The organism is Acinetobacter sp. SWAC5 (assembly GCF_003419885.1).
Classification (GTDB): domain Bacteria; phylum Pseudomonadota; class Gammaproteobacteria; order Pseudomonadales; family Moraxellaceae; genus Acinetobacter; species Acinetobacter cumulans.
This window is the reverse complement of the sequence record NZ_QUWR01000021.1, coordinates 12,728-25,099: the sequence shown is the minus strand read 5'-3', so window position 1 is coordinate 25,099 and position 12,372 is coordinate 12,728. Positions and strand designations below refer to the sequence as shown.

Genomic DNA, 12,372 nt, shown 5'->3' with positions numbered 1-12,372 from the left:
ATTCAACTCATTCTACATCGTTTGATGGTGTAACTGGTGCAGTAATAGGTGCGGATGCTACTGGGCTTGATGCAGGTGCTGCATTATGGCTATTTGCATTGCTATTGCTTTGAGTCGTTGCATTTGGGTCCGCAGATAATATAGTGCTACCACTTGGCAACTCACCTGGTTTAATGCCAGCAGTCATTAGGCCACCGCTAATTTGATGATTGGCAGGACGAATAGGATTTTTCTTACGTTGCAATAACCAATAATCAAAAATTGGACGCGCTAACTGGGCCGCCGAACCACCATGACGACCATTTTCCCATACTACGGCAATCGCAATTTCAGGATTTTCTGCAGGTGCAAAGCCCACAAACAAACCGTGGTCCAGCTGACGTTCTGTTAATAGTGCTTCGTTGTAACGTTTACCCTGCGCAATACTTTTAACCTGAGCTGTCCCTGTTTTACCTGCAATATGATACATCGGTGTACGAATACCACGGCCTGTACCGCTTTCCACTACATCAACCATCGCATCACGCATTTTGATCCAATCTTCAGGCTTACCATTAAATTCGATATGGCCATCAGGTGCATTGTGTGCTTTATAGGCTTTAAAGCCTTTACTGTCACGGAGTACATGGGGAGTCACATGCGCGCCCTGATTGGCTGTGATTGCGGTTGCCATGGCTAGTTGTAGTGGTGTAGCTGTAAAAGCACCTTGGCCAATACTGACTGAAATGGTTTCACCTTTGAGCCATTTTGACTTACGGGTACGCATTTTCCATTCAGGGCTTGGGTATAGACCTTCACTTTCACTTGGTAAATCTACGCCAGTTTTCGAACCAAAACCAAATTGGCGCATCCAAGTGTTCATTTTTTCAATACCCATACGATACGACAGGATATAGAAATAAGTATCACAGGAAACGTTTTGAGCTTTATGCATATTCACAGAACCGTGACCTGTTTTTTTATGGTCACGGAAGCGGTGGCTATCACCTGGTAAAGTGAAATAACCCGGATCGGCAATCGCCGTATTCCAATCCACTAAATTATAGTGCAACCCACCCATACCAAACATTGGTTTAATGGTCGAACCTGGTGGGTACGCGCCTTGTACAGCACGGTTATATAGTGGCTGATCTAAATTATCACGTAGTGCGCTATAGTCCTTGCTGCTAATCCCTGTCACAAAAAGGTTGGGGTTAAAGCTTGGGCTAGACACGAGCGCTAAAATTTCACCTGTACGTGGGTCCATGGCAATAATTGCACCACGGCGCCCCGCCAGTTGTTCTGAGGCAATGGTTTGCAAGCCATAATCTAAAGATAAAAACAGATCATTACCGCGAACAGGATCTTTACGGCCTAAATGACGTAACACATTTCCGTGCGCATCTGCTTCAACAGATTCATTGCCAGGTAAACCATGTAATAACTCTTCATAAGACTTTTCTACCCCAATTTTACCAATCAGGTTTGTCCCCGCGTAGAGGTCTTTATCAATACTTTTTAGTTCTTTGTCATTAATACGCCCGACATAACCAATCACATGGGCAAACAGTTCGCCATGTGGATAATAGCGCGTCATTTGGGTCTCTATATTGACCCCAGGGAACTGATATTTAACTTCACTAAATTTGGCAATCTCAATTTCATTTAAATTGAGTTTAAGTGCCACACGTTCGGTTTTTTTAGAGGTTTTAATACGACTTTTGAAGCGATCAATATCCTCTTCAGTCAAATTTAAAATTGGAATTAAACGTGCAACAGTGTCATCAATATCAGGAATATCTGCACGGCTCATTGTGGCAGAAAATACTGGATAATTATCTGCCAGCAATACGCCATTGCGGTCATAAATATAACCACGAGCAGGCGCTAAAGGCTGTAGGCGAATACGGTTTTGATCTGATGCCGTTGAAAACTCTTGATAACTGCTGATTTGGAGATAGGCATAACGCACGACCAACAACAGCATAAAGAAAATAACAATACCCGCTGAAATCAGTACCCGATTGCGATAAATGCGCTTTTCTTGCTGTACATTTTTTAAAGGAAAGTGCTGCTTCATACGCGATCGGCTTGACTCAGAAACTAGAGGGAAATTTGAAGATCAATATTCTAACGCAAATGCAGTTTTTTTGATAAATAAAAAAAGTCCGTTTCGTATGTTCTGTTTAAACTTTGACTTTGTGGACATGAAAAAGGTAAATTCCAGTATATAAGGATGCGAATAATTCTGATAAAGTCAAATCGCATAAAAATAGGAAATCTATTACAAATATAATTAAGGAAGATGGTGGAAATAATGAACAAAGTTTATTCTTTGTTAGCTTTCATATTGGTGACCAATGCTGCCTATGCCCAAGACAATAGCTTTCTGCCAGAAGCAAAGCTAAAGCAAGGTGATGCGCAGACATTAAACCTCGGGGTCGGTTTTACGCAAAAAATGATCCATTTAAATACCGAATGGGTGAATCCATACGGCATTGCTTATGTGAAAGGCGGTGTATATTTAAATGATGATCATACCGCAGGTGGGCAAGTTGGCTTTCGCTACCCAGTGCAATTTACAGGTAAAGATAAAAACGGTTATTACCTAGGTGTATACGCAGGCCATATTGACAGTAAAAAAGTCGATAATAGTTATGAAAGTCGCTTAGGTGGTGGTGTGGATTTAGCCTACGTCATGATGAGCCGTGAACGTATCAGTACCTTTAGTGTGGGTATTGGTGCGGGTGAAAAACTCACGAATCAGGATGGCACTGTTGCTGCAGAAACAAAACCGCAGCTACAATTTTCCTATACTATAAGTATCGGATTATAGTAACAATATTGCCTGTGAACTCTTTAGAATTGACTTAATAAAATTAAATATGGAAATGATACATGCTTGAGTACGTCAGTGAATTATGGCAAACCTTTACGCAACGTCCAGATTTTTGGGCCGTGCTCAGCATTATCCCTGTTACTGCATTTGTTACATGGGCACATGTATGGATGGCGCTAAAAATGGTGTTTTACCCAATTAATTTTTGGGGTTTCCATGTAGGTCCATTGCCTGTGGGTTGGCAGGGGATTGTGCCACGTAAAGCAGGTCGTATCTCTGGGATTATTACCGATAATACGCTATCAAAATTAGGCTCTTTACAAGAGTTTTTAAATGCGATGGACCCTGAAGACATGGCGCGTATTATTGGTGAGCAAGTGGGCTTTGAGCTCGAACATCTCATTGATGAAGTCATGATCGATCGTAATGCCGTGCTTTGGGAAAACCTTCCATATTCGATCAAACGTCGAATTTATGCGCAAGCGCAAAAACAATTGCCAGGTACCTTAAAAGAACTTGTGACCGAACTGACCATGAACGTCGAGTCATTGGTCAACATGCGTGACATGGTAGTTAGTCAAATGGAAGGCGACCGTAAGCTTATGGTACGCATGTTTTTAAAAGTGGGTCAAAAAGAGATCAACTTTATTTGGCATATTAGTGCACTTATTGGGATGTTCTTTGGTATTTTCCAAATGATCGTTTGGTTTGTGGTGCCTTGGCATTGGACAGTTCCATTTTGGGCAGCTATCTGGGGCTTCTTGACCAACTGGATTGCCATTTGGATGGTGTTTAACCCTGTAGAGCCACACTATGTACGCTATCCACAGTTTTTTGAGTTGACCAAGGGACGCAAATTTCCATGGATTAAACCTGTAATTCCACGTATGGGAACTTACAATATTCAAGGTGCGTTTATGAAGCGCCAAGAAGAAGTGTCCGATGTCTTTGCCAGTGTAGTCACTGAAGAATTAATCACCTTAAAGTCAATTATGACGGAAATGATGTATGGTTCTAAAAAAGACAAAACACGCCGTATTGTGAAGCGCCATATTAATGAAATTATGGAAACACCATTGGTGAGAACGTCTTTACAGCTGTCTTTAGGACCAAAAGAATACGCAAAACTCAAGACAGACTTGATTGACCGCTCAATAGAAATTACGATGGTGCCTGTATGCGACCCTGCGTTTAATGCGAGCCGTGCACAGAAAATCTTTCAAATGTTTAAAGACCGTATCCGCGAGTTAACGCCAAAAGAATTTCAAAACCTATTACGACCTGCTTTTCAGGAAGATGAATGGATTTTGATTGTACTTGGGGGTGTAACTGGTTTTATCGCTGGTACAATACATTTGTTCGTGGCTTTCTTATAATTAGATGCTGGCCAGCAAGATCGAATTTGATTGATCATCGCTGAGCAGTGTCATACATATTGTTTTAAATGAGGATGTTTATTTATGCGCATTATTTTACTCGGACCACCTGGAGCAGGTAAAGGTACACAAGCTCAGCTGATCTGTAAGCGCTACAATGTCCCACAAATTTCAACCGGTGATATGCTCCGTGCTGCAATTCGTGAAGGAACTGAACTAGGCCTTAAAGCTAAAAGCGTGATGGACAACGGTGGCTTGGTTTCAGATGAGCTGATTATTGGTCTTGTAAAAGAACGTATTGCTCAACCTGACTGTGTAAACGGCTGCATCTTCGACGGTTTCCCTCGTACAATTCCACAAGCGGAAGCGTTGGAAAATGAAGGCATCAATATCGATCACGTGATTGAAATTGATGTACCAGACGAAGAAATCGTTCAACGTCTTTCTGGTCGTCGTCAGCACCCTGCATCTGGTCGTGTTTACCATATCGTCTACAACCCACCAAAAGTGGAAGGTAAAGATGACGAAACTGGTGAAGATCTTGTACAACGTCCAGATGACCAAGAAGAAACGATCCGTAAGCGTTTAGCTTCATATCACACTGAAACAGAACAATTGGTTGGTTTCTACCAAGGCCGTGCGGCTTCTGGTGAAAATGCACCTACGTATGACAAATTGAATGGTCTTCGTCCAATCGAGAACGTTCAAACTGATTTGTTTGCGATTTTAGATCAGTCAAAATAATTCGATTTTTCGAATTTTGACTTTCAAAGAGCCCTAAGTCATATTAGGGCTCTTTTTGTTGGTTTTGATAAATAGGTTAAATCATGGAAATAGGTGTTGTTTTAATGATGCTGGTGACGGTTGCTGTCGTTATTGGTGTTTCTGTGATGAGTTATAAAATGCTGGTAAATGTACGTAAGCAAGAAGCTTTAGAACGAAAACAAGCAGGTGCTCCTGAGCGCCAATTGCATCCTAAAATTAAACAACAACAAGATCAAAACAATAAATAAGCTATTGATTTTGGATCATTCATAAAAAAGCTGAACTTAAAGTTCAGCTTTGCTGTTTTTGATTTGTATGGGGCGGGTTGCGCCAAATTCAAAGCGGTCTGGCCAGTTGCAAACATCGGACACAATGCATTCATTACATTTGGGTTTACGTGCAATACAGCAATAACGACCATGTAAAATGAGCCAATGATGAGAGTCTACAATAAATTCTTTGGGGATGACTTTTACTAAGCGGTGTTCGACTTCGAGCACATTTTTGCCTACCGCTAATCCAGTACGATTACCTAAACGAAAAATATGTGTATCTACCGCCATTGTAGGTTGGCCAAATGCAGTATTCAGCACCACATTGGCCGTTTTACGTCCTACACCGGGTAAGGCTTCAAGGTCGGCACGGTTATTTGGCACAATACTGTTATGCTTTTCAATGAGCATTTTGCAGGCTTTAATCACATTTTCGGCTTTTGAATTATATAAACCAATGGTCTTGATATATTCTTTGAGTCCTTCTACACCTAGGGCATAAATGGCTTCAGGCGTATTGGCAACGGGGAATAATTTATCTGTGGCTTTATTTACGCTTACATCGGTCGCTTGTGCGGACAGCGTAACGGCAACCAATAATTCAAAAGGATTAGAATAATTGAGTTCTGTTTCTGGGTGCGGACGCTGCGCTCTTAAGCGTTCAAAAAAAGTCTGAATTTGCTTTTTAGTCATGTTTTTTACAGTCATGCAGATGCTCCTTGCAATGTATTGAGTTGTGCAGTCAGTTGCTCAAGCATTTGGCGTTTATTGGCATCCTCACGCACACTAAGCTGTTTTTCTAACTTCTTAATTTGTGTGCGAATTTTAGCTAATTCAATCGTGGTTTTTGCATCCAGTTTAACCGCAACTGGTTCAGGTTTTTCAGCCACTTGTATGTCAGGCATAGCGGTAGATTGCGCAGAAAATTGAGCAAAAAGAGCAGTATCAATTTCAGCACGAACAACAGGCCCTTTACGATCTACACGACGCTTTTCTTCACGTTGAATGTGTGAGTAATAACGATCACGTAAATCATTTTGCTCAGCAATACGAATAATGTCTGTCGGAACACTTTGTAAATCTTCGACCAAATCAATGCAGTCTACAGGGCAGGGGGGAATACATAGTTCACAACCTGTGCATAAATCGGTCAAAATGGTATGCATCAGTTTGCCAGAGCCAATGATGGCATCTACTGGGCAGGCACTAATACATTTGGTGCAACCAATACATTCATCTTCACGAATAACGGCTTTCATTCGTTGTGGGCGACCATCGCTCTGTGTTGGCCAAACACTTTCTTCAGCGGTCAGTTTGTCACGACCTAACAAACTGGCGAGTGCATCAGCAACAGGCTGACCACCTGGAACACATTTGTTGGCATCTTCACCTTCCGCAATCGATTTGGCATAAGGTAAGCAACCATCGCGGTGACCACATAAGCCACACTGGGTTTGTGGTAACAAGGCATCGATACTTTGGATAAGGGAAAATTGAGTGTTCATGTGAAACCAAAACTGCGGGGCAGACAAAATGTTAAAAAATGGCTGAAAAGCAATACTAGCATGTTTTTGAACATAATTCTTCTGCACGAAAATAGCACTATAAATGCATTAAAATCGCGCAAAAAAGTAATCTAATATATGCATAAAAGTTATTAAATGTATAACTAAAAGTGTTGTTAGTTTTAATTAAATTGCTGTTGTTAAACAAAAAATAAAGTTTTTTTAAAAAACTGTTGCTGAATGTAAACAAAAGATATTTAATGTTTTGCGCCAAAATAAATCATTGATTGAAATTTTGACCAATTTTGATCCATTTCTGCTGAGGATTAAGCGTTGAAATACAACAGCCTTAACGACTTCCTAGATTACGTAAAATCACGTGATGCTCATCAACCAGAATTTCTTCAAGCTGTTGAAGAAGTAATGACCAGTCTTTGGCCATTCATTGAAAAGAATCCACAATATGCTGATTATGGTCTACTTGAACGCCTAGTAGAACCTGAACGTGCGATTCAATTCCGTGTATCTTGGGTTGATGACAAAGGTCAAACGCATGTAAACCGTGCTTTCCGTGTTCAATATAACTCGGCAATTGGTCCATTCAAGGGTGGTATGCGTTTCCACCCATCTGTAAACCTTTCAATTCTTAAATTCTTAGGTTTCGAACAAACATTTAAAAACGCATTGACTACTTTGCCTATGGGCGGTGGTAAAGGCGGTTCAGATTTTGACCCTAAAGGTAAATCTGAAGGCGAAATTATGCGTTTCTGCCAAGCGCTTATGATCGAGCTTTACCGTCACCTTGGTTCTAACACGGACATCCCTGCGGGCGATATCGGTGTTGGTGGCCGTGAAGTTGGCTACATGGCGGGTATGATGAAGAAGCTCAGCAATGACACTTCAAGCGTATTCACTGGTAAAGGTTTGACTTTCGGTGGCTCATTGGCTCGTCCAGAAGCAACAGGTTACGGTACTGTGTATTTCGCTGAGGAAATGCTTAAGACTCGTGGCGATAGCTTTAAAGACAAAGTGGTAACGATTTCAGGTTCTGGTAACGTTGCTCAATTCGCTGCTGATAAAGCAATGTACCTAGGTGCGAAAGTGGTTTCACTTTCTGACTCTGCTGGTACTGTATACGTAAAAGACGGTTTCACAACTGAACTTCTTGCTGAAGTGATGGAACTTAAAAACGTTAAACGTGGCCGTATTTCTGAGTTTGCGTCTAAACACGGTTTTGAATACCTTGAAGGCAAACGTCCTTGGGGTATTAAGTGCGACATCGCGCTTCCATGTGCAACTCAAAATGAATTAGATGAAGCTGATGCTGAAGCTCTTCTTGCAAATGGCGCAATCTGTGTTGCTGAAGGCGCGAACATGCCTTCAACTTTGGCTGCAGTAGAGAAATTTGTAGAAGCGAAAATTCTTTATGCACCAGGTAAAGCATCAAATGCGGGCGGTGTTGCAACTTCTGGTCTTGAAATGTCACAAAACGCAATCCGTTTGGGTTGGACATTTGAAGAAGTTGATGAGCGTCTACACGCGATCATGAAAGAAATTCACCGTAACTGCGTGAAATTCGGTACTGAAGAAGACGGTACTGTGAACTATGTAAATGGCGCGAACATCGCTGGCTTCGTAAAAGTTGCTGATGCAATGCTTGCTCAAGGCGTTTACTAAGTTCTACGCAAGTTCGAATTAAAAAAACCGAGGCTAATGCCTCGGTTTTTTTATGCGCTTTAAAAGCCAAAGCTTGATATGCGCGAAGTAGGGTGAATCCTATATTCGTTACTGCTTCAGCGATGCTTAAAGCTTATAGCGTGCCTTTTACCGCTTCACGCTCTACAGCCATATCATAGATATAGGCATATTTAGATTGATCCGCAGCTGGGTTTTTCAGCTCATAACGTTTAATACGGATGATCTGACGCTCATTTGGGCTGTGTTGAAAGCCTTCAATTTGGTCGTAGAACAATGTCCAGTCTTTATCAACTTGGGTTTTTATCCCATTTTCTGCATATTTAATTTCACGCACTTGTAAACAAGTTTGTCGTGCAACGCCTGTGCATTGTTTGGTTTCAGGGCTGATTTCTAAAAAGATGGTTTCAGCTTGAGTTTGGTATTTCGTTTCAGGTGTCATTTTTCCAGTAAAAACATACTGCTTACCATTTTTTGCTGTCAGCGTTAGGGTCGGCGCATTGATGTCATTTAAATTGAATAAAAATGCGGTTTTACCGCCATCAAAAATTTGACTTGCAATGCCTTCTTGTTGCATACGGTCTTGTGGGCAAGCCATCATTGTAGCGGCCATATTCCCTGTAACAATCGTATTATTTTCAGCTTTCCAGCTTGTACTTAAGTTATTACAGCTGGTTGAAATACCAAGCGTACCATTATTCAGGAAATTTAAAACCAAAGGCTTTTCTGAACCTGTATTGGTGCTCCATTGGTATGAACTTAAAGTCTTACTTGCATTTTGCTGTTGTAATACAGACACGGCTAGATCTCCTGCTTTTTGTAGATCAGCGGTTTGGCAGGCAGCCAGTGTGAGTGGAAAAAGAGCAATGGCTAAAAATTTTAATTTCATATTTTAGTCTACAAATAATTGATTTAAATAACAGAATTTAGAATACATAAATTAAATCATAAACTAATGGATACATTTTGGGCATTTAAGTATCAAAATGTATCCATAAATAAATATTTGTTAATATATAAAAATAAATTATTAAATGCTTTTAAATTAGTCAAAGCGATAAATGTCACGTCCTAAAGCGCCCATAGAATAGCTATGATGCACAATGTTAAAACGGTTGCCAGTGCCCATGGCAAAGAACAGTGGTGCAAAGTGTTCTAGGGTTGGATGATTACGCATGACATAGGGGATCTCTTGCCAATCAAGCACTGCATCAAAATCATGGTGTTGTAATTTAGCCACGACATAATTACGAAATACTGAGCACCATTCAGGAGTGGTTGGCTTAGGATTTTGCCATTCGATTTCACGTAAATTGTGGGTAATACTGCCAGAACCAATCAGTAAAATTTGCTGTTCACGCAGCACCGCTAAAGCGCGTCCAATCTTATAAATTCGTTCAGCGGATAAGTTCATTGGCAATGAAATAGAAATGAGTGGAATATCTGCTTCTGGGTACATGTGTAGCAAAGGCATCCACACGCCGTGATCACGTGGACGTGTGTTATTGGCATGCGCTTCAAATCCTGCTTGAGCCAGTAGTTCTAAAATATGCTCAGCAAGCTCAGGCTGACCGGGCGCTGGATAGCGTATCTCATAGAGTTCGCTCGGAAAGCCACGGAAGTCATGCCATGTTTCAGGACGTGAAGCTGTACTGACTTCTATATCTTTACTCTCCCAATGGGCCGACATCACAATAATGGCTTTGGGCTTTGGTAGGTTAAGACTCAGGCGTTCGAGTGCAGGCCCAATTTGCTCGGGATTGATGGCTAACATTGGAGAGCCATGAGAAATGAATAAGCCAGGCAAAGTCTGTAGCTTCATAGGAGAGATATGCCCTAAATAAATTTAGGCATGTACATTTACATGCCCAAAATGAAAAAGTGAATCTTTATAACATGATTCTACACAGGAATAAGTGTGTAAAAATGACAGTTGAATTTAAGTGAAATTAACCTGCACGATGGTAAGGGTGGTTATTATTAATACTCATGGCTCTGTAAAGTTGTTCAATCAGCATCACGCGTACCATTGGGTGAGGCAGGGTGAGCTTTGAAAGCGACCAATGCCATGCAGCAGCCTTACGCACGGCCTCAGAGTGTCCATCTGGCCCACCAATCGCCAACACAATATCATTGCCTTCAAGCATCCATCCTTTCATGGTTTCTGCCAGCTTTTCTGTACTGAACTCACGGCCACCGACTTCTAAAGCAATGAGTACTTCATTGTGCTTCATTGCATTTAAAATACTGTCACCTTCAATTTGGCGGTATTTTAAAATGTCAGCTTCAGAATCGTTTTTGCCTCGTTTTGCCATAGGCAATTCAATAATCTGCGTTTGTACAAAAGGCTGAATACGTTTGAAATAATCTTCAAATCCAGTAAGTACCCAAGCAGGCATTTTTTGGCCAATGGTCAAAATACGAATTTTCATAGTGAGCAGGGTAACAACAAGAAACGCCTATTATAACGATGTAATACGCTATTGCGAATTTCAGACACAAAATGCAATTGAATTAGGTCGAATATTGTTGCTTTAATATCCGAATAGCGTCTGTGGTCTACGCCATAACTGGTCAAAATAATGATATAAAACCATCAGTAGTGAGAATAATAATAATGCCTCAACCCTGCAAAAACTCTGTTCAATCCCTTGGTTTAATCCTTAGCCTTTTATCGTTATTCAGTTTGAGTTCTATAAGCTTTGCTGCTGTACCTGCAGATGCTAAAAATTTGCGTGTATATATGGAGCAAGTGATTGGTGCTCAAGCAGGTCGTCATGCCAAAAACATTCAAGAGTTAAATCGAGTATCGGCATGGATACGCGAGCAAATGCGCTTGTTTGGTGTGCCGTGTCAGTATCAAAACTATACGGCAAATAGTTTGCCTTATCGTAATGTGGTGTGCTCTTTAAATGCGGGTAAAAAACAAAAGGTGATTGTGGGAGCACATTATGATGTGTTGGAAGACACCACGGGTGCTGATGATAATGCCTCTGGTGTGGCAGGCGTGATAGAGGTTGCACGTATTTTGGCCACAGAAAAAACCAGTTTAAAACATAATGTCGATTTTGTTTTTTATACTTTGGCTGAGCCACCATATTTTGGAACAGAAAATATGGGAAGTTTTATTCATGCTAAGTCTGTAGCCAAGCAAAAACAAAATATTGCTGGGGTATATATTTTAGAGATGATTGGCTATTTTGATGAAAATGAGGTGCAACAATATCCAGCAGGATTAAAGTGGATTTACCCAGCACATGGTAATTTTATTGCTGCAGTGGGTAATTTAATGTCACGTGATTTGACTTATGACTATTGCGCAGCCATGAGAAAACTCAATCAACTGCAATGTGAGCGTTTGATTGCACCAAGTTTTATGCAAGATTTAGATTTTTCAGATCATTTGAATTATTGGAAATTTGATTTCCCTGCGATAACCATTACAGATACCGCGATGTACCGCAATAAATACTATCACACTCGTCAAGATACTTTGGATCGTTTAGATACCGAAAAAATGGGGCAAGTGGTGAATGGCGTTGTCAAAATGCTACTTAACTGAGAAGCATAAAAAACGCAGTCCAGAAAGCCATAGGACTGCGAAAGGTGGTTACCAACCTGGAGATGTTGGTAGCCATTCTAGATGTAATCATCTAAGAGCAAAAAAGAAACATACAGCGCGTATGATCTTATTAAAAATATGGGGGAGTGTGGTTTATATTTCAAGCGAAAAAATTAAATCAGTATAAAAATATAAAGTTTTAGTTTTGAATTTTATTATTAATTTAAACTTTATCAGTAATTTAGCCTATTTAAATAAAATTCATTTTTTATGTTTTTTAATCAAGTGTTGCTTGTTAGGAAGCAATGAACAGAGTCGTCATATTCAATGTGAAGTGCTTGACGTATGTGCTAATACCTTTAACTGAGTCTAAGTTGAG

Annotated in this window: 11 protein-coding genes and 1 pseudogene; 6 read left to right on the top strand and 6 right to left on the bottom strand. The window is 40.6% G+C overall.

Annotated elements, in window-relative coordinates; genetic code table 11:
• Window positions 1-7 precede the first annotated feature (7 nt).
• Window positions 8-2,059, bottom strand: a complete 2,052-nt coding sequence (gene mrdA, locus DYI81_RS14295) for a penicillin-binding protein 2 (RefSeq protein ID WP_106986144.1) — start codon at window positions 2,057-2,059, stop codon at window positions 8-10.
• A gap of 237 nt (window positions 2,060-2,296) precedes the next feature.
• Here mrdA and DYI81_RS14290 point away from each other — a divergent pair, with 237 nt between their 5' ends.
• From DYI81_RS14290 to DYI81_RS14275, 4 genes are all read left to right on the top strand, one after another.
• Window positions 2,297-2,815: a hypothetical protein gene (locus DYI81_RS14290; RefSeq protein WP_106986143.1), complete on the top strand. Its 519-nt coding sequence runs from the start codon at window positions 2,297-2,299 to the stop codon at window positions 2,813-2,815.
• Between the two features lie 62 nt (window positions 2,816-2,877).
• On the top strand, window positions 2,878-4,194 hold the full coding sequence (locus DYI81_RS14285; protein ID WP_117007933.1) for a hypothetical protein: 1,317 nt from the start codon (window positions 2,878-2,880) through the stop codon (window positions 4,192-4,194).
• Between the two features lie 84 nt (window positions 4,195-4,278).
• Entirely contained in the window at window positions 4,279-4,938 is a 660-nt protein-coding gene (adk, locus tag DYI81_RS14280) for an adenylate kinase (RefSeq protein WP_106986141.1), read from the top strand.
• Between the two features lie 83 nt (window positions 4,939-5,021).
• Window positions 5,022-5,207 (top strand): hypothetical protein, encoded by a 186-nt coding sequence (locus DYI81_RS14275; protein WP_106986140.1) that lies wholly within the window; start codon window positions 5,022-5,024, stop codon window positions 5,205-5,207.
• Between the two features lie 36 nt (window positions 5,208-5,243).
• Here DYI81_RS14275 and nth read toward each other — a convergent pair whose 3' ends face one another.
• Together nth and DYI81_RS14265 are read right to left on the bottom strand one after the other, a co-directional pair.
• Window positions 5,244-5,939, bottom strand: a complete 696-nt coding sequence (gene nth / locus DYI81_RS14270) for an endonuclease III (RefSeq protein WP_106986139.1) — start codon at window positions 5,937-5,939, stop codon at window positions 5,244-5,246.
• The gene (locus DYI81_RS14265) at window positions 5,936-6,763 is read right to left on the bottom strand and encodes an RnfABCDGE type electron transport complex subunit B (RefSeq protein WP_276310167.1); all 828 of its coding nucleotides are present in this window, start codon (window positions 6,761-6,763) and stop codon (window positions 5,936-5,938) included. The genes nth and DYI81_RS14265 overlap by 4 nt, the downstream gene beginning before the upstream one ends.
• Window positions 6,764-7,038: 275 nt before the next feature.
• Here DYI81_RS14265 and gdhA point away from each other — a divergent pair.
• Window positions 7,039-8,413, top strand: a pseudogene (gdhA, locus tag DYI81_RS14260) (NADP-specific glutamate dehydrogenase).
• A 133-nt stretch (window positions 8,414-8,546) separates the two neighbouring features.
• Here gdhA and DYI81_RS14255 read toward each other — a convergent pair.
• The 3 genes from DYI81_RS14255 to rlmH form a co-directional block, all read right to left on the bottom strand.
• Complete coding sequence (locus DYI81_RS14255) at window positions 8,547-9,320, bottom strand: DUF4377 domain-containing protein (RefSeq protein WP_106986137.1); 774 nt, start codon at window positions 9,318-9,320, stop codon at window positions 8,547-8,549.
• Window positions 9,321-9,476: 156 nt separating this feature from the next.
• Window positions 9,477-10,253, bottom strand: a complete 777-nt coding sequence (locus DYI81_RS14250) for a class III extradiol ring-cleavage dioxygenase (protein WP_106986136.1) — start codon at window positions 10,251-10,253, stop codon at window positions 9,477-9,479.
• A 127-nt stretch (window positions 10,254-10,380) separates the two neighbouring features.
• On the bottom strand, window positions 10,381-10,863 hold the full coding sequence (gene rlmH, locus DYI81_RS14245) for a 23S rRNA (pseudouridine(1915)-N(3))-methyltransferase RlmH (protein ID WP_106986135.1): 483 nt from the start codon (window positions 10,861-10,863) through the stop codon (window positions 10,381-10,383).
• 311 nt (window positions 10,864-11,174) lie between these two features.
• On the opposite strand from rlmH, the gene DYI81_RS14240 reads away from it, so the two are divergent.
• Window positions 11,175-11,993, top strand: a complete 819-nt coding sequence (locus tag DYI81_RS14240) for a M28 family peptidase (RefSeq protein WP_106986157.1) — start codon at window positions 11,175-11,177, stop codon at window positions 11,991-11,993.
• The last annotated feature ends 379 nt before the right edge of the window (window positions 11,994-12,372 follow it).

Coding starts and splice junctions, on each gene's coding strand:
- nth (WP_106986139.1), bottom strand. CDS start 5,939: ATGACTGTAAAAAACATGACTAAAAAGCAAATTCAGACTTTTTTTGAA.
- DYI81_RS14240 (WP_106986157.1), top strand. CDS start 11,175: ATGGAGCAAGTGATTGGTGCTCAAGCAGGTCGTCATGCCAAAAACATT.
- DYI81_RS14290 (WP_106986143.1), top strand. CDS start 2,297: ATGAACAAAGTTTATTCTTTGTTAGCTTTCATATTGGTGACCAATGCT.
- DYI81_RS14255 (WP_106986137.1), bottom strand. CDS start 9,320: ATGAAATTAAAATTTTTAGCCATTGCTCTTTTTCCACTCACACTGGCT.
- mrdA (WP_106986144.1), bottom strand. CDS start 2,059: ATGAAGCAGCACTTTCCTTTAAAAAATGTACAGCAAGAAAAGCGCATT.
- DYI81_RS14275 (WP_106986140.1), top strand. CDS start 5,022: ATGGAAATAGGTGTTGTTTTAATGATGCTGGTGACGGTTGCTGTCGTT.
- DYI81_RS14285 (WP_117007933.1), top strand. CDS start 2,878: ATGCTTGAGTACGTCAGTGAATTATGGCAAACCTTTACGCAACGTCCA.
- rlmH (WP_106986135.1), bottom strand. CDS start 10,863: ATGAAAATTCGTATTTTGACCATTGGCCAAAAAATGCCTGCTTGGGTA.
- DYI81_RS14250 (WP_106986136.1), bottom strand. CDS start 10,253: ATGAAGCTACAGACTTTGCCTGGCTTATTCATTTCTCATGGCTCTCCA.
- adk (WP_106986141.1), top strand. CDS start 4,279: ATGCGCATTATTTTACTCGGACCACCTGGAGCAGGTAAAGGTACACAA.